General features: G+C 54.1%; 18 protein-coding genes. 14 read left to right on the forward strand and 4 right to left on the reverse strand.

What is annotated here, in order from left to right; genetic code table 11:
* Positions 1 to 100: 100 nt before the first annotated feature.
* Complete coding sequence (mrcA, locus tag OGV77_RS07140; RefSeq protein ID WP_047408184.1) at positions 101 to 2,653, forward strand: peptidoglycan glycosyltransferase/peptidoglycan DD-transpeptidase MrcA; 2,553 nt, start codon at positions 101 to 103, stop codon at positions 2,651 to 2,653.
* Between the two features lie 112 nt (positions 2,654 to 2,765).
* On the opposite strand, the gene nudE is transcribed toward mrcA, so the two are convergent.
* Positions 2,766 to 3,326 (reverse strand): ADP compounds hydrolase NudE, encoded by a 561-nt coding sequence (gene nudE / locus OGV77_RS07145; RefSeq protein WP_003827667.1) that lies wholly within the window; start codon positions 3,324 to 3,326, stop codon positions 2,766 to 2,768.
* 322 nt (positions 3,327 to 3,648) lie between these two features.
* Between nudE and igaA the strand changes: the two genes are divergently transcribed.
* From igaA to pckA, 5 genes are all read left to right on the forward strand, one after another.
* Positions 3,649 to 5,784 carry an intracellular growth attenuator protein IgaA gene (gene igaA / locus OGV77_RS07150; protein WP_080626010.1) on the forward strand — a complete coding sequence of 712 codons (2,136 nt, stop codon included), beginning with the start codon at positions 3,649 to 3,651 and terminating at the stop codon, positions 5,782 to 5,784.
* A 62-nt stretch (positions 5,785 to 5,846) separates the two neighbouring features.
* The gene (gene yrfG / locus OGV77_RS07155) at positions 5,847 to 6,515 is read left to right on the forward strand and encodes a GMP/IMP nucleotidase (RefSeq protein ID WP_003023533.1); all 669 of its coding nucleotides are present in this window, start codon (positions 5,847 to 5,849) and stop codon (positions 6,513 to 6,515) included.
* A 10-nt stretch (positions 6,516 to 6,525) separates the two neighbouring features.
* The gene (gene hslR / locus OGV77_RS07160) at positions 6,526 to 6,927 is read left to right on the forward strand and encodes a ribosome-associated heat shock protein Hsp15 (RefSeq protein ID WP_019078146.1); all 402 of its coding nucleotides are present in this window, start codon (positions 6,526 to 6,528) and stop codon (positions 6,925 to 6,927) included.
* 24 nt (positions 6,928 to 6,951) lie between these two features.
* Complete coding sequence (hslO, locus tag OGV77_RS07165) at positions 6,952 to 7,830, forward strand: Hsp33 family molecular chaperone HslO (RefSeq protein ID WP_016157640.1); 879 nt, start codon at positions 6,952 to 6,954, stop codon at positions 7,828 to 7,830.
* A gap of 577 nt (positions 7,831 to 8,407) precedes the next feature.
* The gene (gene pckA, locus OGV77_RS07170) at positions 8,408 to 10,030 is read left to right on the forward strand and encodes a phosphoenolpyruvate carboxykinase (ATP) (protein WP_043018578.1); all 1,623 of its coding nucleotides are present in this window, start codon (positions 8,408 to 8,410) and stop codon (positions 10,028 to 10,030) included.
* 74 nt (positions 10,031 to 10,104) lie between these two features.
* On the opposite strand, the gene envZ is transcribed toward pckA, so the two are convergent.
* Positions 10,105 to 11,457 (reverse strand): two-component system sensor histidine kinase EnvZ, encoded by a 1,353-nt coding sequence (gene envZ, locus OGV77_RS07175; RefSeq protein WP_043018579.1) that lies wholly within the window; start codon positions 11,455 to 11,457, stop codon positions 10,105 to 10,107.
* Complete coding sequence (gene ompR / locus OGV77_RS07180; RefSeq protein WP_001157751.1) at positions 11,454 to 12,173, reverse strand: osmolarity response regulator transcription factor OmpR; 720 nt, start codon at positions 12,171 to 12,173, stop codon at positions 11,454 to 11,456. Before ompR ends, envZ begins: the two co-directional genes overlap by 4 nt.
* Before the next feature lie 225 nt (positions 12,174 to 12,398).
* Here ompR and greB point away from each other — a divergent pair, with 225 nt between their 5' ends.
* The 6 genes from greB to OGV77_RS07210 all read left to right on the forward strand — a co-directional run bounded on the left by greB (position 12,399) and on the right by OGV77_RS07210 (position 19,751).
* The gene (greB, locus tag OGV77_RS07185; RefSeq protein ID WP_016154802.1) at positions 12,399 to 12,872 is read left to right on the forward strand and encodes a transcription elongation factor GreB; all 474 of its coding nucleotides are present in this window, start codon (positions 12,399 to 12,401) and stop codon (positions 12,870 to 12,872) included.
* Between the two features lie 98 nt (positions 12,873 to 12,970).
* Positions 12,971 to 15,304, forward strand: coding sequence for a Tex family protein (locus OGV77_RS07190; RefSeq protein ID WP_080626009.1), 2,334 nt, complete (start codon positions 12,971 to 12,973; stop codon positions 15,302 to 15,304).
* A gap of 432 nt (positions 15,305 to 15,736) precedes the next feature.
* Complete coding sequence (gene feoA / locus OGV77_RS07195) at positions 15,737 to 15,964, forward strand: ferrous iron transporter A (protein ID WP_003023519.1); 228 nt, start codon at positions 15,737 to 15,739, stop codon at positions 15,962 to 15,964.
* 18 nt (positions 15,965 to 15,982) lie between these two features.
* A complete protein-coding gene (feoB, locus tag OGV77_RS07200; RefSeq protein WP_043018581.1) occupies positions 15,983 to 18,301 on the forward strand; it encodes a Fe(2+) transporter permease subunit FeoB in 2,319 nt (772 codons plus the stop codon).
* Between the two features lie 11 nt (positions 18,302 to 18,312).
* Positions 18,313 to 18,549, forward strand: coding sequence for a [Fe-S]-dependent transcriptional repressor FeoC (gene feoC, locus OGV77_RS07205; RefSeq protein WP_043018582.1), 237 nt, complete (start codon positions 18,313 to 18,315; stop codon positions 18,547 to 18,549).
* 239 nt (positions 18,550 to 18,788) lie between these two features.
* The gene (locus OGV77_RS07210; protein WP_087050808.1) at positions 18,789 to 19,751 is read left to right on the forward strand and encodes an Rpn family recombination-promoting nuclease/putative transposase; all 963 of its coding nucleotides are present in this window, start codon (positions 18,789 to 18,791) and stop codon (positions 19,749 to 19,751) included.
* A 44-nt stretch (positions 19,752 to 19,795) separates the two neighbouring features.
* Here the strand turns inward: OGV77_RS07210 and bioH are convergent, their stop codons facing one another.
* On the reverse strand, positions 19,796 to 20,566 hold the full coding sequence (gene bioH / locus OGV77_RS07215; RefSeq protein ID WP_087050807.1) for a pimeloyl-ACP methyl ester esterase BioH: 771 nt from the start codon (positions 20,564 to 20,566) through the stop codon (positions 19,796 to 19,798).
* 37 nt (positions 20,567 to 20,603) lie between these two features.
* On the opposite strand from bioH, the gene gntX reads away from it, so the two are divergent.
* On the forward strand, positions 20,604 to 21,287 hold the full coding sequence (gene gntX / locus OGV77_RS07220; protein ID WP_087050806.1) for a DNA utilization protein GntX: 684 nt from the start codon (positions 20,604 to 20,606) through the stop codon (positions 21,285 to 21,287).
* A gap of 58 nt (positions 21,288 to 21,345) precedes the next feature.
* Entirely contained in the window at positions 21,346 to 21,921 is a 576-nt protein-coding gene (nfuA, locus tag OGV77_RS07225; protein ID WP_087050805.1) for a Fe-S biogenesis protein NfuA, read from the forward strand.
* Positions 21,922 to 22,095: the final 174 nt, after the last annotated feature.

Consider the following 22,095-nt stretch of genomic DNA (forward strand, 5'->3'; position numbering starts at 1 on the left):
CCCGTTGCTTTAACGGGTATATCAATGCGTCTGGCTTGCCTTTATACTACCGCGCGTTTGTTTATAAACTGCCCAAATGCCACTAAATGGGAAATCTCCAGTGAAGTTCGTAAAGTATTTATTAATCCTTGCAGTATGTTGCATCCTGCTGGGAGCAGGCTCGATTTATGGCCTCTATCGCTATATTGAGCCGCAATTACCTGACGTCGCGACGCTCAAAGATGTGCGTTTACAGATCCCGATGCAGGTTTACAGCGCTGACGGCGAGCTGATCGCGCAATATGGCGAGAAACGTCGAATTCCGGTTACGCTGGATCAAATGCCGCCGGTGATGGTTAAAGCCTTTATCGCCACAGAAGACAGTCGCTTTTATGAGCACCATGGGGTAGACCCGGTGGGGATCTTCCGTGCAGCCAGCGTCGCGTTGTTTTCCGGCCACGCATCGCAAGGGGCGAGTACCATTACCCAACAGTTGGCGAGAAACTTCTTCCTCAGCCCGGAACGTACGCTGATGCGTAAGATCAAGGAAGTGTTCCTGGCGATCCGCATTGAACAACTGCTAAGTAAAGATGAGATCCTCGAACTGTATCTGAACAAGATCTATCTGGGGTATCGCGCCTATGGCGTGGGTGCTGCCGCTCAGGTCTATTTCGGTAAGACCGTAGATCAGCTGAGCTTAAGTGAAATTGCGGTGATTGCCGGTCTGCCAAAAGCGCCGTCAACCTTCAACCCCCTCTATTCGATGGACCGGGCAACCGCGCGACGTAACGTCGTGCTGTCGCGTATGCTGAGCGAAAACTACATCACGCAGGCCCAGTACGATCAGGCACGCGGCGAGGCCATTGACGCCAACTACCATGCGCCGGAAATCGCCTTCTCCGCGCCGTATCTGTCTGAAATGGTGCGCCAGGAGATGTATAACCGTTATGGCGAGAAAGCCTATGAAGACGGGTATCGCATCACCACCACCATTACGCGCAAAGTACAGCAGGCAGCCCAGCAGGCGGTACGTAACAACGTGATGGATTACGACATGCGCCACGGCTACCGCGGCCCGTCGAATGTGCTGTGGAAAGTGGGCGAAAGCAGTTGGGACAGCAAGAAAATCACCGATACGCTGAAAGCACTGCCGACTTATGGCCCATTGCTTCCGGCGGTTGTTACCAGCGCTAATCCGCAGGAAGCCATTGCCACGCTGGCGGATGGTACCTCCGTGTCATTACGAATGGATGGTATGCGCTGGGCGCGTCCTTACCGCTCGGATACCCAGCAAGGCCCAACGCCGCGTAAAGTGACCGACGTAGTACAGACCGGCCAGCAAATCTGGGTACGCCAGGTTGGCGATGCCTGGTGGCTGGCGCAAGTGCCGGACGTCAACTCCGCACTGGTGTCCATCAATCCGCAAAACGGCGCGGTGCTGGCGCTGGTCGGTGGTTTTGACTTCAACCAGAGCAAGTTTAACCGTGCAACCCAGGCGCTACGCCAGGTGGGTTCCAACATCAAACCCTTCCTGTATACCGCTGCGATGGATAAAGGTCTGACGCTGGCGAGTATGCTCAACGACGTACCGATCTCCCGCTGGGATGCCGGTGCCGGTTCCGACTGGCAGCCGAAGAACTCACCGCCGCAGTATGCTGGTCCTATTCGCTTACGTCAGGGGCTGGGCCAGTCGAAAAACGTGGTGATGGTACGCGCCATGCGCGCCATGGGCGTGGATTACGCGGCAGAGTATCTACAACGTTTTGGTTTCCCGGCACAGAACATTGTGCACACCGAGTCGCTGGCGCTGGGTTCGGCCTCGTTCACGCCGTTGCAGGTGGCGCGCGGTTACGCGGTGATGTCTAACGGCGGTTTCCTGGTCGACCCGTATTTCATCAGTAAGATCGAAAGCGATATGGGCGGCGTTATCTTCGAAGCGAAGCCGAAAATTGCCTGTCCGGAATGCGATATTCCGGTGATTTACGGCGATACCCAGAAATCTAACGTACTGGAAAACAGTAACGTAGAAGATGTCGCCGTCTCGCAGGAACAGCAAAATGCCGCCGTGCCAATGCCGCAGCTTGAGCAGGCCAACCAGGCGCTGGTCGCACAAAGTGGAACGCAGGAGTACGCCCCACACGTGATCAACACGCCGCTGGCCTTCCTGATTAAAAGCGCACTGAACACCAATATCTTTGGTGAGCCAGGCTGGATGGGAACCGGTTGGCGCGCAGGTCGTGATTTACAACGTCACGATATCGGTGGGAAAACCGGGACCACCAACAGCTCTAAAGATGCGTGGTTCTCCGGCTACGGGCCAGGGGTGGTGACGTCAGTATGGATCGGCTTTGATGACCATCGTCGCAACCTTGGCCACACGACTGCTTCCGGGGCGATCAAAGACCAAATCTCCGGCTACGAAGGCGGCGCGAAGAGTGCGCAGCCTGCATGGGATGCCTACATGAAGTCCGTGCTGGAAGGCGTGCCTGAGCAGCCGCTGACGCCGCCGCCGGGTATCGTGACGGTCAACATCGATCGCAGCACCGGTCAACTGGCAAACGGCGGCAACAGCCGCGCAGAGTACTTCATTGAAGGCACACAGCCGACGCAACAGGCGGTGCATGAGGTGGGGACTACCATTATCGATAATGGTGAGACGCACGAACTGTTCTGATCGATTGCCGGATGGCGCTTCGCTTATCCGGCCTACATTTTCGGCGTAATCATTTGATATTGCTGGATGTTGTAGGCCGGATAAGGCGTCAGCCGCCATCCGGCAACATAAACTACAATCGTCCCTGCCCTTTCAGCCATTCGCGTACGAGGAACAGCGCACTGACATTACGCGCTTCGTGAAAATCAGGATCTTCCAGCAGGTCCATCAGATGCGCCAGCGGCCAGCGTACCTGCGGTAATGGCTCAGGTTCATCACCCTCCAGCGATTCAGGATATAAGTCCTCTGCCACCACGATGTTCATCTTGCTGGAGAAATAAGATGGCGCCATGCTGAGTTTCTTTAAAAAAGTCAGATCCTTTGCGCCAAACCCCACTTCTTCTTTTAACTCCCGATTCGCCGCCTCAAACACGCTTTCGCCAGGATCGATTAATCCCTTGGAAAAACCCAGTTCGTAAGATTCGGTCCCAACCGCGTATTCGCGGATGAGGATCAGGTGGTCGTCCACAATCGGCACAATCATTACCGCTTCACGCGTGGACGGACGCATACGTTCATAAACGCGGCGCACGCCATTGCTGAACTCAAGGTCCACGCTTTCGACTTTAAACAGCCGGGATTGGGCGACGGTTTCCACTTTCAAAATCGTGGGTTTCTGTAATGATTTGCTCATTGTGAGGATCTTTGCTGTGAAATCTGGGGTTATTGTGCGATATACCGCACGGTTTCGGCAATGTGAATTGCCGTTTATTTACATTTATGTAACGTACTAAAAGTTAATCCCTATTTCAAATTAAAAGTCAATAGGTTGAAATAACTCCAGGAATTTGCTGATATTCCATTTTTGGTGATTTTGCTATGATTCGCATTTACTGGGCTGTACTTAAAGATGCTCAAGTTCGACTCCACACTTGCCGATAGCCAACCACAGAATCACGAATATTGAACAGGGTGCGACTGGCCACGCCTGACAGACTAAGTAAGATGGGGAAAGCATGAGCACCATTCTGATTTTTTTAGCTGCTTTGCTGGCCTGCTCATTGCTTGCAGGATGGCTACTCAGAACGAAATCCAGACGGAAAAATTTACCCTTGAGCAACGTCTTCTCAGACGCCTCAAAGCGTAAACTCACGCCTGAAGAGCGCAGTGCAGTTGAAAACTATCTCGAAAGCCTTAGTCAAATTCAGCAGGTGCCGAGTCCAACGGGCGCCAGCTCCGCGCCGGTATCGTTAACGCTGAATGCCCAAAGTAATAGCGTCATCGTACTGACGCACGCGATTACACGTTACGGCATTACTACCGACGATCCTAACAAATGGCGTTACTATCTCGATTCCGTTGAGGTGCATCTTCCCCCTTTCTGGGAACAATACATCAATGACGAAAACAGCGTTGAGTTAATCCACACCAATACGATACCGCTGGTTATCTCTCTGAACGGCCACACGCTGCAGGAATATATGCAGGAAGCGCGTGGCTATGCGCTACAGCATACCACCTCTACCCAGGCGTCCATTCGCGGTGAAGAAAGCGAGCAGATCGAACTGCTGAATATTCGCCAGGAAACCCATGAAGAATACGCACTCAGCCGCCCGTCGGGATTGCGCGAAGCGCTGCTGATTGCCGCATCATTCCTGCTGTTCTTTTTCTGCTTAATCATTCCGGATACGTTTGCTCCGTGGGCCGTTGGTAGCGCGGTGCTGCTGCTGGCGGCAGGTCTGTGGGGACTGTTCGCCCCGCCGTCTAAAACCGCCCTGCGGGAAATTCATTGTCTGCGCGGTACGCCGCGTCGCTGGGGACTGTTTGGCGAAAACGATCAGGAGCAAATCAATAATATCTCGCTAGGCATTATTGATCTTATTTATCCCCCTCACTGGCAGCCTTACATCGCACAGGATCTTGGCCAGCAAACGGATATCGATATTTATCTCGATCGCCATGTTGTCCGCCAGGGGCGTTTTTTATCCCTGCATGATGAAGTGAAAAACTTCCCGTTACAGCACTGGCTGCGCAACGCCGTCATCGCGGGCGGCTCATTGCTGGTACTGCTGATGCTGCTGTTTTGGATCCCTCTGGATATGCCGATAAAGCTAACGCTTTCCTGGATGAAGGGCGCGCAGACTATCGAAGCCACCAGCGTTAAACAGCTCGAAAACGCGGGCGTTCGCGTGGGTGACACGCTGCACCTGAGCGGTACGGGTATGTGTAACATTCATACCCAGGGGAGCTGGAATGCGCAGCCTGCCACGCCGTTTATGCCTTTCGATTGCACGCAAATTATCTGGAATGACGCGCGCGCATTGCCGCTGCCTGAGTCCGATCTGGTAAATAAAGCTACCGCGCTCACGCAAGCCGTGAACCGCCAGCTGCATCCCAAAGCTGATGATGACTCTCGCGTCAGCGCATCGTTACGCTCGGCCATCCAAAAGTCCGGCATGGTGTTACTTGACGATTTTGGCGAGATTGTCCTGAAAACGGCCGATCTGTGCGCAGCCAAAGATGAATGTGTACGTTTAAAAAATGCGCTGGTAAACCTTGGTAACAGTAAAGACTGGACCGCGCTGGTGAAACGAGCAAACGCAGGAAAACTGGATGGCGTGAACGTGCTGCTGCGTCCGGTAAGCGCGGAGTCGCTGGATAATCTGGTGAATACCTCTACGGCGCCGTTTATTTCACGCGAGACTGCGCGAGCGGCCCAGGCGCTGAATAGCCCTGCTCCCGGCGGTTTCCTGATTATCAGCGACGAAGGCAGCGATCTGGTCGATCAGCCGTGGCCGACGACCTCGTTATATGACTATCCTCCCCAGGAACAGTGGAACGCCTTTCAGCGCCTGGCGCAGATGCTGATGCAGACGCCGTTTCGCGCGGAGGGGATCGTCACCAATATTTCGACTGACGCCAATGGCACCCAGCACATTGGTCTGCACCGTATTCCGGATCGTTCAGGATTATGGCGCTACCTTGGCACGACGCTGCTGATGTTCTCCATGCTCGGATGCGCTGTCTACAACAGCATACAGGCATTCAGACGCTACCAGCGTAACCGCACCCGCATCGCGGAAATTCAGAGCTACTACGAAAGCTGCCTGAATCCAACGCTGATTGACGACCCGGAAAGCCTGATTCGATAACACGCTCGCGCGACAGGATATGCTACTCTGTCGCGCATCATGTTTTCTTCTGGGGAGTTTCCATGCATATCAATATTGCCTGGCAGGATGTCGACACCGTGTTGTTAGATATGGACGGCACGCTGCTCGACCTGGCATTCGATAACTATTTCTGGCAAAAGCTGGTGCCGGAAACCTATGGCGCGAAGCAGGGTATCTCTCCCCAGGAAGCCCAGGACTATATTCGTCAGCAGTATCATGCCGTGCAGCATACGCTAAACTGGTACTGCCTGGATTACTGGAGCGAGTGCCTGGATCTGGATATTTGCGCCATGACTACGGAACAGGGACCGCGCGCCGTTTTGCGTGAAGATACCGTACCGTTTCTTGATGCCTTAAAAGCCAGCGGCAAGCGCCGTATTTTGCTCACCAACGCGCATCCGCATAATCTGGCGGTGAAGCTTGAGCATACCGGTCTGGCCTCACACCTTGATTTATTACTTTCCACCCACACATTTGGTTATCCCAAAGAGGATCAGCGGTTATGGCACGCTGTGGCTGAAGAAACGGGAATGAGTGCAGAGAAGACGCTATTTATTGACGACAGCGAACCCATTCTCGACGCCGCTGCCCTGTATGGTATTCGTTACTGCCTCGGCGTAACCAATCCCGACTCTGGCATTGCGGAAAAACAGTACGCACGCCATCCGTCATTGAATGACTACCGCCGACTGATCCCCTCACTGATGTGAAGGAGACGCCATGAAAGAAAAGCCCTCTACTGAAGTCAGGCTGGATAAATGGCTGTGGGCGGCACGCTTTTACAAAACGCGTGCGCTAGCCCGCGAAATGGTTGAAGGCGGTAAGGTGCATTACAACGGCCAGCGCAGCAAGCCGAGCAAAATTGTTGAGCTGAACGCCACCCTCACCCTGCGCCAGGGAAATGACGAACGAACGGTCATTATCAAGGCTATTACCGAGCAGCGTCGCCCGGCCACGGAAGCCGTTACGCTGTATGAAGAAACCGCGGAAAGCGTGGAAAAACGCGAAAAAGTGGCGCTGGCGCGTAAACTTAACGCGTTAACCATGCCGCACCCGGACAGGCGACCGGACAAGAAAGAGCGCCGCGACCTGTTACGATTTAAACATGGCGACAGTGAGTGACTGTCACCTGCAAGAGAGATGATTATGCCGCAACATGACCAATTACATCGTTATCTGTTTGAAAACTTTGCCGTGCGCGGCGAGCTGGTGACCGTTTCGGAAACTCTGCAACAGATCCTCGAAAATCATACTTACCCGCAGCCGGTCAAAAACGTGCTGGCTGAACTGCTGGTCGCCACCAGCCTGCTCACCGCCACGCTGAAGTTTGCCGGTGATATCACCGTGCAGCTGCAGGGTGATGGTCCGCTGAGCCTGGCCGTCATTAACGGCAACAACAATCAGCAGATGCGCGGCGTGGCCCGCATGCAGGGTGATATTCCTGAAGGCGCGGATCTGAAAACGCTGGTAGGCAACGGTTACCTGGTGATCACCATTACCCCGGAAGAAGGCGAACGCTATCAGGGCGTGGTCGGTCTGGAAGGTGACACGCTGGCCGCCTGTCTGGAAGATTACTTCATGCGTTCTGAACAGCTGCCGACACGCCTGTTTATCCGTACTGGCGACGTCGATGGCAAACCTGCTGCTGGCGGAATGCTGCTGCAGGTAATGCCGGCGCAAAACGCGCAGGCCGATGATTTCGATCACCTGACCGCCCTGACCGAAACCATTAAAACCGAAGAGCTGTTGACGCTGCCGGCCAACGAAGTGTTGTGGCGCTTGTACCACGAAGAAGAGGTCACCCTCTACGATCCGCAGGACGTTGAGTTCAAATGCACCTGTTCACGCGAACGCTGCGCTGGTGCACTGAAAACGCTGCCGGACGAAGAAGTGGACAGCATTCTGGCGGAAGAAGGCGAGATCGATATGCACTGCGATTATTGCGGTAGCCACTATCTGTTTAACGCCATGGACATTGCTGAGATCCGCAGCAATGCATCCCCGGCAGACCCGCAGGTACATTAAATCACTAGCCCGGTAGTTTGCTCTACCGGGCTAAATTCCGCTTACTCTGCGTAATACTGCATCTTTATCCGTGCGCCGTGAATGACAATATACGCCACGCTCTGAACGCTGAATCCAGTTGCTCATTCGCCCCCGTCTGCCGCAGACCAATAGATCTCATGCTCCAGTAAGTGATTCGTGAACGTTCAACACTATGCATGTCGTCATCCAGCATCACGAGAAAGCCTCATAATCGCATCAACTTCACAATTTTGAGCATTGATGGACCGAATTCAGACCACCGCCACGGGAAGTGAATCGATATTGTTTATGTATGAGTTACGTTATTTTCTTACGTGAATGCGATTACACTCACAAGATTCCCGCCAAAAACACTCTCTATTAACGTTTTAAGAACATTTTCCACAACAAAAAAGGGTTTCCTGCCATAATATCTGCCTCTTTGTGACAGGAGTCGCAGCGCATTCGGTTACCCGTGATTTTCCCGGATGCGTAAATCTATGAGCCTTGTCGCGGTTAGCAATCCCTAAAAAACCTTACTATTCCAGGTAATACATATTGGCTAAGGAGCAGTGAAATGCGTGTGAACACCAGTTTAACCCCGCAAGATCTCAAGGCTTATGGTATCAATGACGTTCAGGATATCGTTTACAATCCAGACTACGACACACTTTTCCAGGAGGAACTTGATCCTTCCCTGCAAGGTTATGAGCGTGGCGTGTTAACGAACCTGGGCGCCGTTGCAGTTGATACCGGTATCTTTACCGGACGTTCGCCAAAGGATAAGTACATTGTCCGTGACGACACCACGCGCGACACGCTCTGGTGGTCAGACAAAGGTAAAGGTAAGAACGACAACAAACCGCTCTCCCAGGAAACCTGGCAGCATCTGAAAGGATTAGTCACCCAGCAGCTTTCAGGCAAGCGTCTGTTTATCATTGATGCTTTCTGCGGCGCTAACGCCGATACCCGCCTTTCCGTACGCTTCATTACCGAAGTTGCCTGGCAGGCGCATTTTGTCAAAAACATGTTCATCCGCCCAAGCGAGGAAGAGCTGGTTGATTTCAAACCTGATTTCATCGTGATGAACGGCGCTAAATGTACCAACCCACAGTGGAAAGAGCAGGGTCTGAACTCCGAAAACTTCGTAGCTTTCAACCTGACTGAGCGTATCCAACTGATTGGCGGAACCTGGTACGGCGGCGAAATGAAGAAAGGTATGTTCTCCGTAATGAACTACCTGCTGCCGCTGAAGGGCATTGCCTCCATGCACTGCTCGGCAAACGTCGGGGAAAAAGGTGATGTGGCGGTCTTCTTTGGCCTGTCCGGCACCGGTAAAACCACGCTGTCCACTGACCCGAAACGCCGCCTGATTGGCGATGACGAACACGGCTGGGATGACGATGGCGTGTTTAACTTCGAGGGCGGTTGCTACGCGAAGACCATCAAACTGTCTAAAGACGCCGAGCCGGAAATCTACAACGCGATCCGTCGTGATGCGCTGCTGGAAAACGTCACCGTGCGCGAAGATGGTTCCATCGATTTCGATGACGGTTCCAAAACTGAAAACACCCGTGTGTCCTACCCGATTTATCACATCGAAAACATCGTTAAGCCGGTGTCGAAAGCGGGCCACGCGACCAAAGTTATCTTCCTGACCGCCGACGCGTTTGGCGTGCTGCCGCCGGTTTCTCGCCTGACGGCAGACCAAACCCAGTACCACTTCCTGTCTGGCTTCACCGCCAAACTGGCCGGTACCGAACGTGGCGTCACCGAACCAACCCCAACCTTCTCTGCCTGCTTCGGCGCAGCATTCCTGTCGCTGCACCCAACGCAGTACGCAGAAGTGCTGGTGAAACGCATGCAGGCGGCAGGTGCGCAGGCATATCTGGTTAACACTGGCTGGAACGGTACCGGCAAGCGTATCTCTATCAAAGATACCCGCGCGATTATCGACGCCATCCTGAACGGTTCGCTGGATGACGCGGAAACGTTCCGTCTGCCGATGTTTGACCTCGCTATCCCTACCGAGCTGCCGGGCGTAGACACTCGCATTCTCGATCCGCGTAATACCTACGCGTCTCCGGAGCAGTGGCAGGAAAAAGCCAATGCACTGGCGAAACTGTTTATCGAGAACTTCGAGAAATACACCGACACCCCTGCGGGTGAAGCGCTGGTTAGCGCCGGACCGAAGCTGTAACGAAAAGTGCCGGATGGCGGTTTCGCCTTATCCGGCCTACAGCAACAAAAAGGGAGGCATTTCGCCTCCCTTTGTTATGCGTCTTTCGTGTTACCCGGCGCGCGAGTGAAGGGCACCGGAAGCCAGGCGCGAATCGACAACCCTCCTCGCTCGCTGGTACCAATTTCCAGCATACCGTTATGGTTATCGATAATACGCTGCACAATCGCCAGACCCAGCCCTGTGCCGCTGGTACTACGCGCGCTGTCGCCGCGGACAAACGGCTGGAACAGATGCTTACGCTGCTCAGGCTTGATGCCCGGACCATCATCCTCTACCTGGAACCAGGCGCGATGCGTCTCCGTACCGCTGCTGACCTTAATCCAGCCGTTGCCGTAGCGGGCGGCGTTAACCACCATATTGGCAACCGCACGCTTGATCGACAGTGGATGCATCTTCACCTGAATGCTGCCAGGCAGCAGCGCGGTTTCGATTTCACGTTCATAGCCGCTTTCCGCCGCGACCACTTCGCCTAACACCGAATTCAGATCCGCCATCTCCATCGGCATCTCCTGACCGGTACGCAGGTAATCGATAAACTGCTCGATAATGGCGTTACATTCTTCGATGTCCTTATTGATGGATTCCGCGAGATAACCGTCCTCTTCGCCCATCATTTCGGTCGCCAGACGAATACGCGTCAGCGGAGTACGTAAATCGTGGCTCACGCCCGCCATTAACAGCGTACGGTCATCGGCCAGTTGCTTCACACCTGCGGCCATATGGTTAAAGGCTCGGGTTACGGAGCGCACCTCTGAAGCGCCATACTCACGCAACGGCGGCGGAATGATGCCTTTCCCCACCTGCAGCGCCGCATGCTCCAGATCCACCAACGGTCGGTTCTGGATACGAATAAACAGCCATGCCCCACCGATAGCCAGCAGCATAATCGCCAGCGTATAGCGGAACAGCGGTGAGAAATCGCCCTGGTGGATTTCGGTCAGCGGTACGCGTACCCAGATATTGGGCGACAGCCAGGTTTTCAGCCAGACGACCGGCGAGCTTTTGTTCACCTCAACGCGGACTTCCGTTGGGCCCCCCAGCTGCTGCGCCATCTGATGGCTTAAGAATTCATAGTGTTGCGCCCAACGCAGCCCGGCTTCTTCCGCGGCCTCGTTGGAGTAGAGGGAAATGCCCAGCTCACGGTAAATTTCCCGGCGGAATGCGGGCGGCACCACCAGTTGCGTACCGTCCTCCAGCTGCAGTTTATCGGTCATCAGCATACGAACTTCGTAGGCCAGGACCTTATTAAACTGCTGGAGGCTCGGCAGAATCGCGAAGTTCAGCACTACCAGGTAAGTCGTCACCAGGCTGGCAAACAGCAAGGTGACGATGAGCAATAACGTGCGGGCAAACGAACTTCGTGGCGAGAAGCGCATTCGCCTCATGCTTTAGAACCGTCCGGAACAAAGACGTAGCCCAGACCCCATACGGTCTGAATGTAGCGCGGATGCGCCGGATCTTCTTCCACCATACGACGCAGACGGGAGATTTGGACGTCGATAGAACGCTCCATCGCCGAGTATTCACGGCCACGGGCCAGGTTCATCAGCTTGTCGCGGGACAACGGTTCACGCGGGTGACTTACCAGCGCTTTCAGTACCGCAAATTCCCCGCTGGTGAGCGGCATTGGCTCATCTTCGCGGAACATTTCACGCGTACCGAGGTTCAGTTTGAACTTACCAAACGCAATGACCGCTTCTTCCTGAGAAGGCGCGCCCGGCAGTTCGTTCGCCTGACGACGCAGTACAGCGCGAATACGCGCCAGCAGTTCACGCGGGTTAAACGGTTTCGGGATGTAATCGTCAGCGCCGATTTCCAGCCCTACGATACGGTCAACTTCTTCACCCTTCGCGGTGACCATAATGATCGGCATCGGGTTGCTCTGGCTGCGCAGGCGACGGCAAATAGACAGGCCATCTTCTCCCGGCAGCATTAGATCCAGCACCATCAGGTGGAAGGACTCACGGGTCAGCAGACGATCCATCTGCTCAGCGTTTGCGACGCTTCGAACCTGGAAGCCCTGCTCGGTCAGATAACGCTCCAGAAGCGCACGCAAGCGCATGTCGTCATCGACCACCAGAATCTTATAGTTCTCTTGCATTGTTATTACTCCCAAAGGTTCGCAACAATTAAGTGTATATTCTTAAGAAAGCTAACGTGAGTCACCAGCGAATTCTGGTATGAATTCCAGGCTAAATTGTTACAAAGCATATTAAACAGCAGCTTAAGTATACAATGTTTCTCGCAATACATTATTTATTCTGTTGATATGCTCACGTAATACCAATTGTGCGCATCATCACAGAGTCGAAGGTAAAACAATAAGATGAAAACGCCCCTGATAACCCGTGAAGGGTATGAAAAACTTAAACAAGAGCTGAATTATCTCTGGCGTGAAGAGCGCCCGGAAGTCACCAAAAAAGTTACCTGGGCCGCAAGTCTGGGTGACCGCAGCGAAAATGCCGACTACCAGTATAATAAAAAGCGCCTGCGTGAGATCGACCGCCGCGTCCGTTATTTGACCAAGTGCATGGAGAATCTGAAAATCGTCGATTACTCCCCCCAGCAGGAGGGCAAAGTCTTCTTTGGCGCATGGGTTGAGATTGAAAATGACGATGGCGACATCCGCAAATTCCGCATTGTCGGCTACGATGAGATCTTCGGTCGTAAAGATTACATCTCTATCGACTCGCCGATGGCGCGGGCGCTGCTGAAAAAAGAGGTCGGCGATCTCGCGATAGTAAACACTCCCGGCGGTGAAGCCAGCTGGTACGTGAACGAGATTGAATACGTGAAGTGAGACCGGAACAATCCGAAGCCCCCGTAGATGACTGGCATTTTTGCCAGTCAATCCGTATAACTATCCCCTGATTTTTTATCCTATAGACGAAGCTATCCATGAAGAATGATTCTTTCTGCCGCATTATCGCAGGTGAAATTCAGGCTCGTGCTGAACAGGTAGAAGCTGCCGTTCGCCTGCTTGATGAAGGGAACACCGTGCCGTTTATCGCACGTTATCGTAAGGAAATCACCGGCGGTCTGGACGATACGCAACTGCGTAATCTGGAGACCCGTCTGGGATATCTGCGTGAACTGGAAGACCGCCGTCAGGCAATCCTGAAATCTATCGGCGAGCAAGGCAAACTGACCGAGGATCTGGCGAACGCGATCAACGGCACGTTAAGTAAGACCGAACTCGAAGATCTCTATCTGCCGTACAAACCTAAGCGCCGCACCCGTGGGCAGATCGCTATTGAGGCCGGACTGGAGCCACTGGCAGACCTGTTGTGGAACGAACCCTCCCACGACCCGGAAACGGAAGCCGCAAAATATCTCAATGCCGAAAACGGCGTGGCGGATACCAAAGCCGCCCTCGACGGCGCCCGCTACATTCTGATGGAGCGCTTCGCCGAAGACGCCGCGCTGCTAGCCAAAGTGCGTGATTATCTGTGGAAAAACGCCCACCTGGTCGCCACTGTGGTCAGCGGTAAAGAAGAGGAAGGCGCTAAGTTCCGCGACTACTTCGATCACCACGAGCCTATCTCCACCGTGCCATCCCACCGTGCCCTGGCCATGTTCCGTGGTCGTAATGAAGGTGTGTTGCAGCTTTCACTGAACGCCGATCCGCAATTCGATGAGCCGCCAAAAGAGAGCCACGGCGAGCAGATTATCCAGGATCACCTGGGACTGCGCCTGAACAATGCACCTGCCGACAGCTGGCGTAAAGGCGTGGTTAGCTGGACGTGGCGCATCAAAGTGCTGATGCACCTTGAAACCGAGCTGATGGGTACCGTGCGCGAACGTGCGGAAGATGAAGCGATCAACGTCTTTGCCCGTAACCTGCATGACCTGCTGATGGCCGCCCCGGCCGGACTGCGCGCCACCATGGGGCTCGATCCTGGTCTGCGTACCGGTGTAAAAGTGGCGGTAGTTGACGGTACCGGCAAGCTGGTCGCGACCGATACCATTTATCCGCATACCGGCCAGGCCGCCAAAGCCGCCGTTGCCGTTGCGGCGTTATGCGAAAAATATAACGTTGAGCTGGTGGCGATTGGTAACGGTACGGCGTCGCGCGAAACCGAGCGTTTCTTCCTCGACGTACAGAAGCAATTCCCGCAAGTGACGGCACAGAAAGTGATCGTCAGTGAAGCTGGGGCATCGGTTTACTCTGCTTCCGAGCTGGCGGCGTTGGAGTTCCCGGACCTCGACGTTTCGCTACGCGGTGCGGTGTCTATCGCCCGTCGTCTGCAGGATCCGCTAGCTGAGCTGGTGAAAATCGATCCGAAATCTATCGGTGTGGGCCAGTATCAGCACGACGTTAGCCAGACGCAGCTGGCGCGTAAGCTGGATGCGGTAGTGGAAGACTGTGTGAACGCCGTCGGCGTCGATCTGAATACAGCCTCCGTACCACTGCTGACCCGCGTTGCCGGCCTGACGCGCATGATGGCGCAAAACATCGTCGCCTGGCGCGATGAGAACGGTCAGTTCCAGAACCGTCAGCAACTGCTAAAAGTCAGCCGTCTGGGGCCTAAAGCCTTTGAACAGTGCGCGGGCTTCCTGCGTATCAACCACGGCGATAACCCGCTGGATGCCTCTACCGTTCACCCGGAAGCTTATCCGATTGTGGAACGCATTCTGGCCGCCACCGAGCAATCGCTGCGCGATCTGATGGGCAACAGCAGCGAACTGCGCAATCTGAAAGCCGCCGATTTTACCGACGAACGCTTCGGGGTGCCGACCGTCACCGACATCATCAAAGAGCTGGAAAAACCGGGCCGTGACCCACGTCCTGAATTTAAAACCGCGCAGTTTGCTGATGGCGTCGAAACCATGAACGATCTGCTGCCGGGAATGATTCTGGAAGGGGCTGTCACCAACGTCACCAATTTCGGCGCGTTTGTTGATATTGGCGTGCATCAGGATGGTCTGGTGCATATCTCTTCGCTGTCGAATAAGTTCGTCGAAGATCCACACACCGTGGTGAAAGCGGGCGACATTGTGAAGGTGAAAGTGCTGGAAGTGGACCTGCAGCGTAAGCGTATCGCGCTGACCATGCGTCTGGACGAGCAGCCGGGTGAAACCAATGCGCGTCGCGGCGGCGGGAATAACGATCGCACTCAGAGCAATCGCCCGGCGCCGAAAGCCGCGAAACCGCGTGGTCGTGACGCCCAGCCTGCGGGCAACAGCGCCATGATGGATGCGCTGGCGGCGGCAATGGGTAAAAAGCGCTAAGTTTAAACCGTGTGCCGGATGGTGGAGTAAACACCCTCTCCGGCCTGGTTGTCGCCATTAATTTGTAGGCCGGATAAGACACATGAGCGTCGCCATCCGGCATATTTAATCTATTTCCCGCTTTGCTCCACAATATATTTATCACTTCATTAACAGATGAAACCTTAATTAAACATTAAGATCCTCACTAATTACTTCCGTGAATCCTTCATGCCCAACCAGAATAAATATTGAGGAATATCAAAATTGGCTCAAATTATTATCCAATTGTACATTCCGTCACATTTATTCTATTGATGATAGAAACCATTCTCATTATCATTGATTTGTTGATTATTTACTCTTTCCTTACGTTGGCTAATCATCTGGTCTCATGCCGCCCTTTCGCCCCATGAGGTAATCATCCAGTTAGCGAGATATAAGTAGGTCCCTATGCAATTCACTCCTGACAGTGCGTGGAAAATTACCGGTTTTGCCCGTGAAATCAGCCCAGCTTATCGTCAGAAACTGTTGTCACTTGGCATGCTACCCGGCTCATCCTTCAACGTGGTACGCGTCGCCCCGCTCGGCGATCCTATCCATATCGAAACGCGTCGCGTAAGTCTGGTATTGCGTAAAAAGGATTTGGCGTTATTAGAAGTGGAAGCGGTTTCCTGTTAATACAGTGAGTCTATAAAAATGAAAAAACTAACCATTGGTTTAATTGGTAATCCTAATTCCGGCAAGACAACTTTATTCAACCAGCTCACCGGCGCGCGCCAGCGTGTAGGCAACTGGGCTGGCGTTACCGTTGAGCGTAAAGAAGGTCATTTCGCCACAACGGACCATCAGGTCACGCTGGTCGATTTACCCGGCACCTATTCCCTGACGACAATCTCATCGCAAACTTCTCTCGATGAGCAGATTGCCTGCCACTATATTTTAAGCGGCGACGCGGATCTCTTGATCAACGTGGTCGATGCTTCAAACCTTGAGCGCAACCTCTACCTGACGTTGCAACTGCTTGAGTTGGGCATCCCCTGCATCGTCGCACTGAACATGCTGGATATCGCTGAGAAGCAGCAAATCCGTATCGATATCGACGCCCTCTCCGCTCGTCTTGGCTGCCCGGTGGTTCCGCTGGTTTCCACCCGCGCTCGCGGCATTGAAGCGCTGAAGCTGGCGATCGATCGCTATAAAGAAAACGACACCGTCGAGCTGGTCCATTATGCCCAGCCGCTGCTGCAAGAAGCGGATTCCCTGGCCGACGCGATGACCAAAGATATGCCGCTTAAACAGCGTCGCTGGCTGGGCCTGCAGATGCTGGAAGGCGATATCTACAGCCGTGCTTACGCCGGTGATGCCGCGCAAAACCTTGATGCCGCCATTGCGCGCCTGAGCGAGACAATGGACGATCCGGCGCTGCATATCGCCGATGCGCGTTATCAGTGCATTGCCGCTATCTGTGATACCGTCAGTAACACCCTGACGGCAGAGCCAAGCCGTTTCACCACCGCTGTAGATAAAATCGTCCTTAACCGCTTCCTTGGTCTGCCGATTTTCCTGTTCGTGATGTACCTGATGTTCCTGCTCGCCATCAACATTGGCGGCGCGCTGCAGCCCTTGTTTGACGTCGGCTCCGTGGCGCTCTTTATCCATGGTATTCAGTGGATTGGCTACACGCTGCACTTCCCGGACTGGCTTACCATCTTCCTGGCCCAGGGCCTTGGCGGCGGGATTAACACCGTGCTGCCGCTGGTACCGCAAATCGGCATGATGTACCTGTTCCTCTCCTTCCTTGAAGACTCCGGCTACATGGCGCGCGCCGCGTTTGTGATGGACCGACTGATGCAGGCGCTGGGACTGCCGGGCAAATCGTTTGTCCCACTGATCGTCGGCTTTGGCTGTAACGTACCGTCTGTAATGGGCGCACGTACGCTGGATGCCCCGCGTGAGCGTTTGATGACCATCATGATGGCGCCGTTTATGTCCTGTGGCGCACGTCTGGCGATTTTCGCCGTCTTCGCCGCAGCGTTCTTTGGTCAGAATGGCGCGCTGGCGGTCTTCTCACTGTACGTGCTGGGTATCGTTATGGCGGTGTTGACCGGTCTGATGCTCAAACACACCATCATGCGTGGTGAAGCAACGCCGTTCGTGATGGAGCTGCCGGTGTACCACGTGCCGCACATTAAGAGTCTGATCATTCAGACCTGGCAACGCCTGAAAGGCTTCGTTCTGCGCGCGGGTAAAGTCATCATCATCGTCAGCATTTTCCTCAGCGCGTTTAACAGCTTCTCGCTGAGCGGAAAAATCGTCGACAACATCAACGACTCTGCTCTGGCCTCCGTTAGCCGCGTTATTACCCCTGTCTTTAAGCCGATTGGCGTTCACGAAGATAACTGGCAGGCAACCGTAGGTCTGTTTACCGGCGCGATGGCGAAAGAAGTGGTTGTCGGTACGCTGAACACGCTCTATACCGCAGAAAACATTCAGGAAGAAGAGTTCAATCCGGCAGATTTCCACCTCGGTGACGAACTGCTCGGCGCGGTGGATGAAACCTGGCAAAGCCTGAAAGACACCTTCAGCCTGAGCGTGCTGGCTAACCCTATCGAAGCCAGCAAGGGCGACGGTGAAATGGCGACTGGCGCAATGGGCGTGATGGGCGAGAAATTTGGCAGCGCCGCCGCCGCGTACAGCTACCTGATCTTTGTTCTACTGTATGTACCGTGCATTTCAGTGATGGGCGCAATCGCACGTGAATCCAGCCGTGGCTGGATGAGCTTCTCGATTCTGTGGGGTCTGAACATCGCCTACTCTCTGTCGACGCTGTTTTATCAGACGGTCAGCTACAAAGAACACCCGACCTACAGTCTGGTGTGCATTTTAGCCGTCATCCTGTTTAACATCGTGTTGCTGGGCCTGCTGCGTCGAGCTCGCAGCCGCGTGGACCTCGCGCTGCTGGCAACCAACAGGACGGCAAGTTCCTGCTGTTCAAGCACCACTGGCGATTGCCACTAAGGTTATCGACGATGGCATCGCTTATTCAGGTTCGTGATTTATTGGCTTTGCGGGGGCGCATGGAGGCGACACAAATTAGCCACACGCTGCATACCCCGCAGCCCATGATTGACGCCATGCTGAATCAGTTAGAAAAGATGGGCAAAGCGATGCGGATTCAGGAAGATGCCGACGGGTGTCTCTCCGGAAGCTGCAAAAGTTGTCCGCAAGGTAAAGCCTGCCTGCGCGAGTGGTGGGCTTTACGCTAGTGCGATGCCGGATGGCGCTACGCTTATCCGGCCTACAAATAACTGCAAACGTTCAGGCCGGATATAGCGTTTAAGCTGATATCCGGCTTTTTGCGTAATGGATTCCACAAAGACCTCTCTGTTTTCAGCAAAACAGATCTATCCTCCAGCCTGCCGCGCATCGTTATCAACTCGTGGATGATTACTGCCGACCAGAGAAGTAGAGTCCCGTCATCTTGTTTCTCAGGTGACGGATCGCCATGAATACTGACACGACAGCTACACCGCATGACGCGATTTTCAAAACGTTCTTAAACAACCCTGCGACCGCACGCGACTTTATTCAGCTTCATCTTCCAGCCTCTTTGCGAAAACTTTGCGATCTTAAAACGCTGCAACTGGAATCCGGCAGTTTTATTGAGGACGATTTGCGCGCCTACTATTCCGATGTGCTGTGGTCGTTAAAAACGCGCGAAGGCGATGGCTATATTTACACCATTATTGAGCATCAGAGCACCGCCGATAGCCATATGGCATTTCGGCTGATGCGTTATGCCATTGCGGTAATGCACCGCCATTTAGCGGCAGGCCATAAGAAACTCCCGCTGGTGATCCCCATGCTTTTTTATCATGGCTCAGCAAGCCCATACCCCTACTCACTTTGTTGGCTGGACGAGTTTGATGACCCTGAATCCGCCAGACAACTTTATAGTACCGCGTTTCCACTGATCGATATCACCGTCGTGCCCGATGACGAGATCATGCAGCATCGTCGGATGGCGCTGCTGGAACTCATCCAAAAACATATTCGTAAACGCGATTTGATGGGGCTGGTAGAAAAGCTGGCCATCCTGCTTGTTAAAGGACACGCTAATGACAACCAGTTGAAAGCCCTGTTTAATTATTTACTGCAGGCCGGGGACACCGCACATTTTGGCGAGTTCCTTTATGAAGTCGCCGAACGTTTACCCCAACATAAGGAGAAGCTGATGACTATCGCCGAAAGATTACGACAAGAAGGGCACTTTAATGGTCTTCAGGAAGGTCATAGGAAAGGGTTGCAAGAGGGGTTAGAGGAAGGGTTACAAACGGGTTTGCAACAAGGCAAACGAGAGGAAGCTTTACGAATTGCATCAACCATGCAGGCTGATGGTATAGACCCGCTGACCATCTTCAGAATTACCGGTCTGACCGCTGAGGATCTGGCTGCGCGCAGTCATTAATCTCAAGCCCGGCAAGCGTGGCTGTGCCGGGCAACGCAACGAATTTATAGCCGCTGCTTCAACGCCACCAGCGCTGCGCAGAACTCAGCAGGATGCGAGATAAATGGCGCATGCGCCGCCTTAGCAAACACCAACGACTCGCTCTGCGGCCACAGGGCATCCAGCATCGGGATAACTTTGCGCGGAACCAGCCCGTCAAGATAACCATACATCCGCAGGAAAGGCATAACCACCGAGCACAGCGGCTCACGCAGATCGACTGTTTTCAGGATCTCCAGCCCGCCATTAAGCACCTCGACTTCCGGCATGGGTAAAGCCAGCACCGTTTTCTTCAACGCTCGCGCATCCTGACGCGCGGTTTCCGTACCCATCGTTTGCAGTGCCAGAAAACGCTCCACCGTACGCTGAAAATCTTCGCTCAACTGCTGCTGGAAGCCTGCCAGCACTTCTGGCTTGATACCCGGCCACTCCTCTCGCGCGCTAAAGCAAGGGGAAGACGCCACGGTCACCAGCGCCTGAACACGGCCAGGATGCGTCAACGCCACCTGGCTTGCAACCAGCCCGCCCAGACTCCAGCCGAGCCAGATAGCGTTCTCCGGCGCCTGTTTTAATACCCGCTCAGCCATCTCTTCCAGCGACATTGCACCAAAACCCTGGCTGCGGCCAAATCCCGGTAAATCGACAAGATGCAGCGTGAAATGCGAGCTCAGTTCCTCACTTATGCAATTCCAGACTTGCGCATTCAGTCCCCATCCGTGCAACAGCACAAGATGGCAATTTCCCGAACCCTGGGTCTGCCACCAGATGTCATTCATCAGTTATTGTTCTCTTTTAGCCTGAAAGGATGCTTCTATGCTAACAGTACCGGGATTGTGCTGGCTATGCCGAATGCCCCTGACGTTGGGGCATTGGGGGATTTGCTCTGTTTGCACGCGGGCAACGCGTCAGCGCGGCAGCCTGTGCCCTCAATGTGGCCTCCCTGCCGCTCATACCGTCATTCCCTGCGGGCGATGCCTGCAAAAACCACCACCGTGGCAGCGACTGGTCACGGTCAGCGACTACATTCCACCGTTGAGCGGGCTTATCCACCAGCTCAAGTTTTCGCGACGCAGCGAAATGGCCTGCGCCCTGTCACGTTTACTGTTGCTGGAGGTATTACAGGCCCGGCGCGCCAGCGGCCTTCCTCTGCCGGACAGGCTGGTCAGCGTCCCGCTCTGGCAACGCCGACACTGGCGCAGAGGATTTAATCAGAGCGATTTATTGTGCCGCCCTCTGGCGCGCTGGCTGGGCTGCGACTGGAACAGCCAGGCTATCACGCGGGTTCGGGCGACGGCGACGCAGCACCATCTCAGCGCCCAATTACGTAAACGTAACCTGAAAAACGCCTTTCGCCTTGAATTGCCGGTGCGGGGACTCCATATGGTTATTGTGGATGATGTCGTCACTACCGGAAGTACCGTCGCGGAAATCGCGCAGCTGCTTTTACGCAACGGCGCAGCGACTGTCCAGGTATGGTGCCTGTGTCGAACCTTGTAGAGCCTCGATGATGGGCGTATTATAACCAAGTAAAATAGTCAACTATTAGGCCATTACTATGATCCATATTTCCGATGCTGCACAAGCGCACTTTGCCAAACTGCTGGCAAATCAGGAAGAAGGGACACAAATCCGCGTATTTGTGATTAATCCCGGCACGCCTAACGCTGAATGCGGCGTTTCTTATTGTCCGCCGGACGCCGTGGAAGCAACCGACACCGCCATTAAATTTGACCTGCTGACCGCATATGTTGATGAACTGAGCGCACCGTATCTGGAAGATGCAGAAATCGATTTCGTGACCGACCAGTTAGGCTCTCAACTGACTCTGAAAGCGCCAAACGCCAAAATGCGTAAAGTTGCCGAGGATGCGCCGCTGATGGAACGCGTGGAGTACATGCTGCAATCGCAGATCAACCCTCAGTTGGCTGGCCACGGCGGTCGCGTCTCTCTGATGGAAATCACCGATGAAGGCTACGCCATTCTGCAGTTTGGCGGCGGCTGTAACGGCTGTTCAATGGTAGATGTCACGCTGAAAGAAGGTATCGAGAAACAGCTGCTGGCTGAATTCCCTGAACTGAAAGGCGTTCGCGATTTAACCGAACACCAGCGCGGCGAGCACTCTTACTACTAAGTCCTAAGCTGTAGAGTTGCCGTAGGCCCGATAAGACGCATCCGCGTCGCTATCGGGCATTGCTGCCGAATGGCAGCGTAACGGCCTACTACCCTGCATTTCTTCGCATCTATCCTGCAACAATCCCCCTCATAATTTGACCAGCCTCTCATAATTTAAATTTTGCCTGCCCAG

The organism is Citrobacter sp. Ce129 (assembly GCF_030334545.1).
Taxonomy (GTDB): Bacteria; Pseudomonadota; Gammaproteobacteria; order Enterobacterales; family Enterobacteriaceae; genus Citrobacter; species Citrobacter europaeus.

Bases quoted from the DNA above. Each gene is read 5' to 3' on its own strand.
- nudE (WP_003827667.1), bottom strand. From the start codon at position 3,326: ATGAGCAAATCATTACAGAAACCCACGATTTTGAAAGTGGAAACCGTC.
- igaA (WP_080626010.1), top strand. From the start codon at position 3,649: ATGAGCACCATTCTGATTTTTTTAGCTGCTTTGCTGGCCTGCTCATTG.
- yrfG (WP_003023533.1), top strand. From the start codon at position 5,847: ATGCATATCAATATTGCCTGGCAGGATGTCGACACCGTGTTGTTAGAT.
- hslR (WP_019078146.1), top strand. From the start codon at position 6,526: ATGAAAGAAAAGCCCTCTACTGAAGTCAGGCTGGATAAATGGCTGTGG.
- hslO (WP_016157640.1), top strand. From the start codon at position 6,952: ATGCCGCAACATGACCAATTACATCGTTATCTGTTTGAAAACTTTGCC.
- pckA (WP_043018578.1), top strand. From the start codon at position 8,408: ATGCGTGTGAACACCAGTTTAACCCCGCAAGATCTCAAGGCTTATGGT.
- envZ (WP_043018579.1), bottom strand. From the start codon at position 11,457: ATGAGGCGAATGCGCTTCTCGCCACGAAGTTCGTTTGCCCGCACGTTA.
- ompR (WP_001157751.1), bottom strand. From the start codon at position 12,173: ATGCAAGAGAACTATAAGATTCTGGTGGTCGATGACGACATGCGCTTG.
- greB (WP_016154802.1), top strand. From the start codon at position 12,399: ATGAAAACGCCCCTGATAACCCGTGAAGGGTATGAAAAACTTAAACAA.
- OGV77_RS07190 (WP_080626009.1), top strand. From the start codon at position 12,971: ATGAAGAATGATTCTTTCTGCCGCATTATCGCAGGTGAAATTCAGGCT.
- feoA (WP_003023519.1), top strand. From the start codon at position 15,737: ATGCAATTCACTCCTGACAGTGCGTGGAAAATTACCGGTTTTGCCCGT.
- feoB (WP_043018581.1), top strand. From the start codon at position 15,983: ATGAAAAAACTAACCATTGGTTTAATTGGTAATCCTAATTCCGGCAAG.
- feoC (WP_043018582.1), top strand. From the start codon at position 18,313: ATGGCATCGCTTATTCAGGTTCGTGATTTATTGGCTTTGCGGGGGCGC.
- OGV77_RS07210 (WP_087050808.1), top strand. From the start codon at position 18,789: ATGAATACTGACACGACAGCTACACCGCATGACGCGATTTTCAAAACG.
- bioH (WP_087050807.1), bottom strand. From the start codon at position 20,566: ATGAATGACATCTGGTGGCAGACCCAGGGTTCGGGAAATTGCCATCTT.
- gntX (WP_087050806.1), top strand. From the start codon at position 20,604: ATGCTAACAGTACCGGGATTGTGCTGGCTATGCCGAATGCCCCTGACG.
- nfuA (WP_087050805.1), top strand. From the start codon at position 21,346: ATGATCCATATTTCCGATGCTGCACAAGCGCACTTTGCCAAACTGCTG.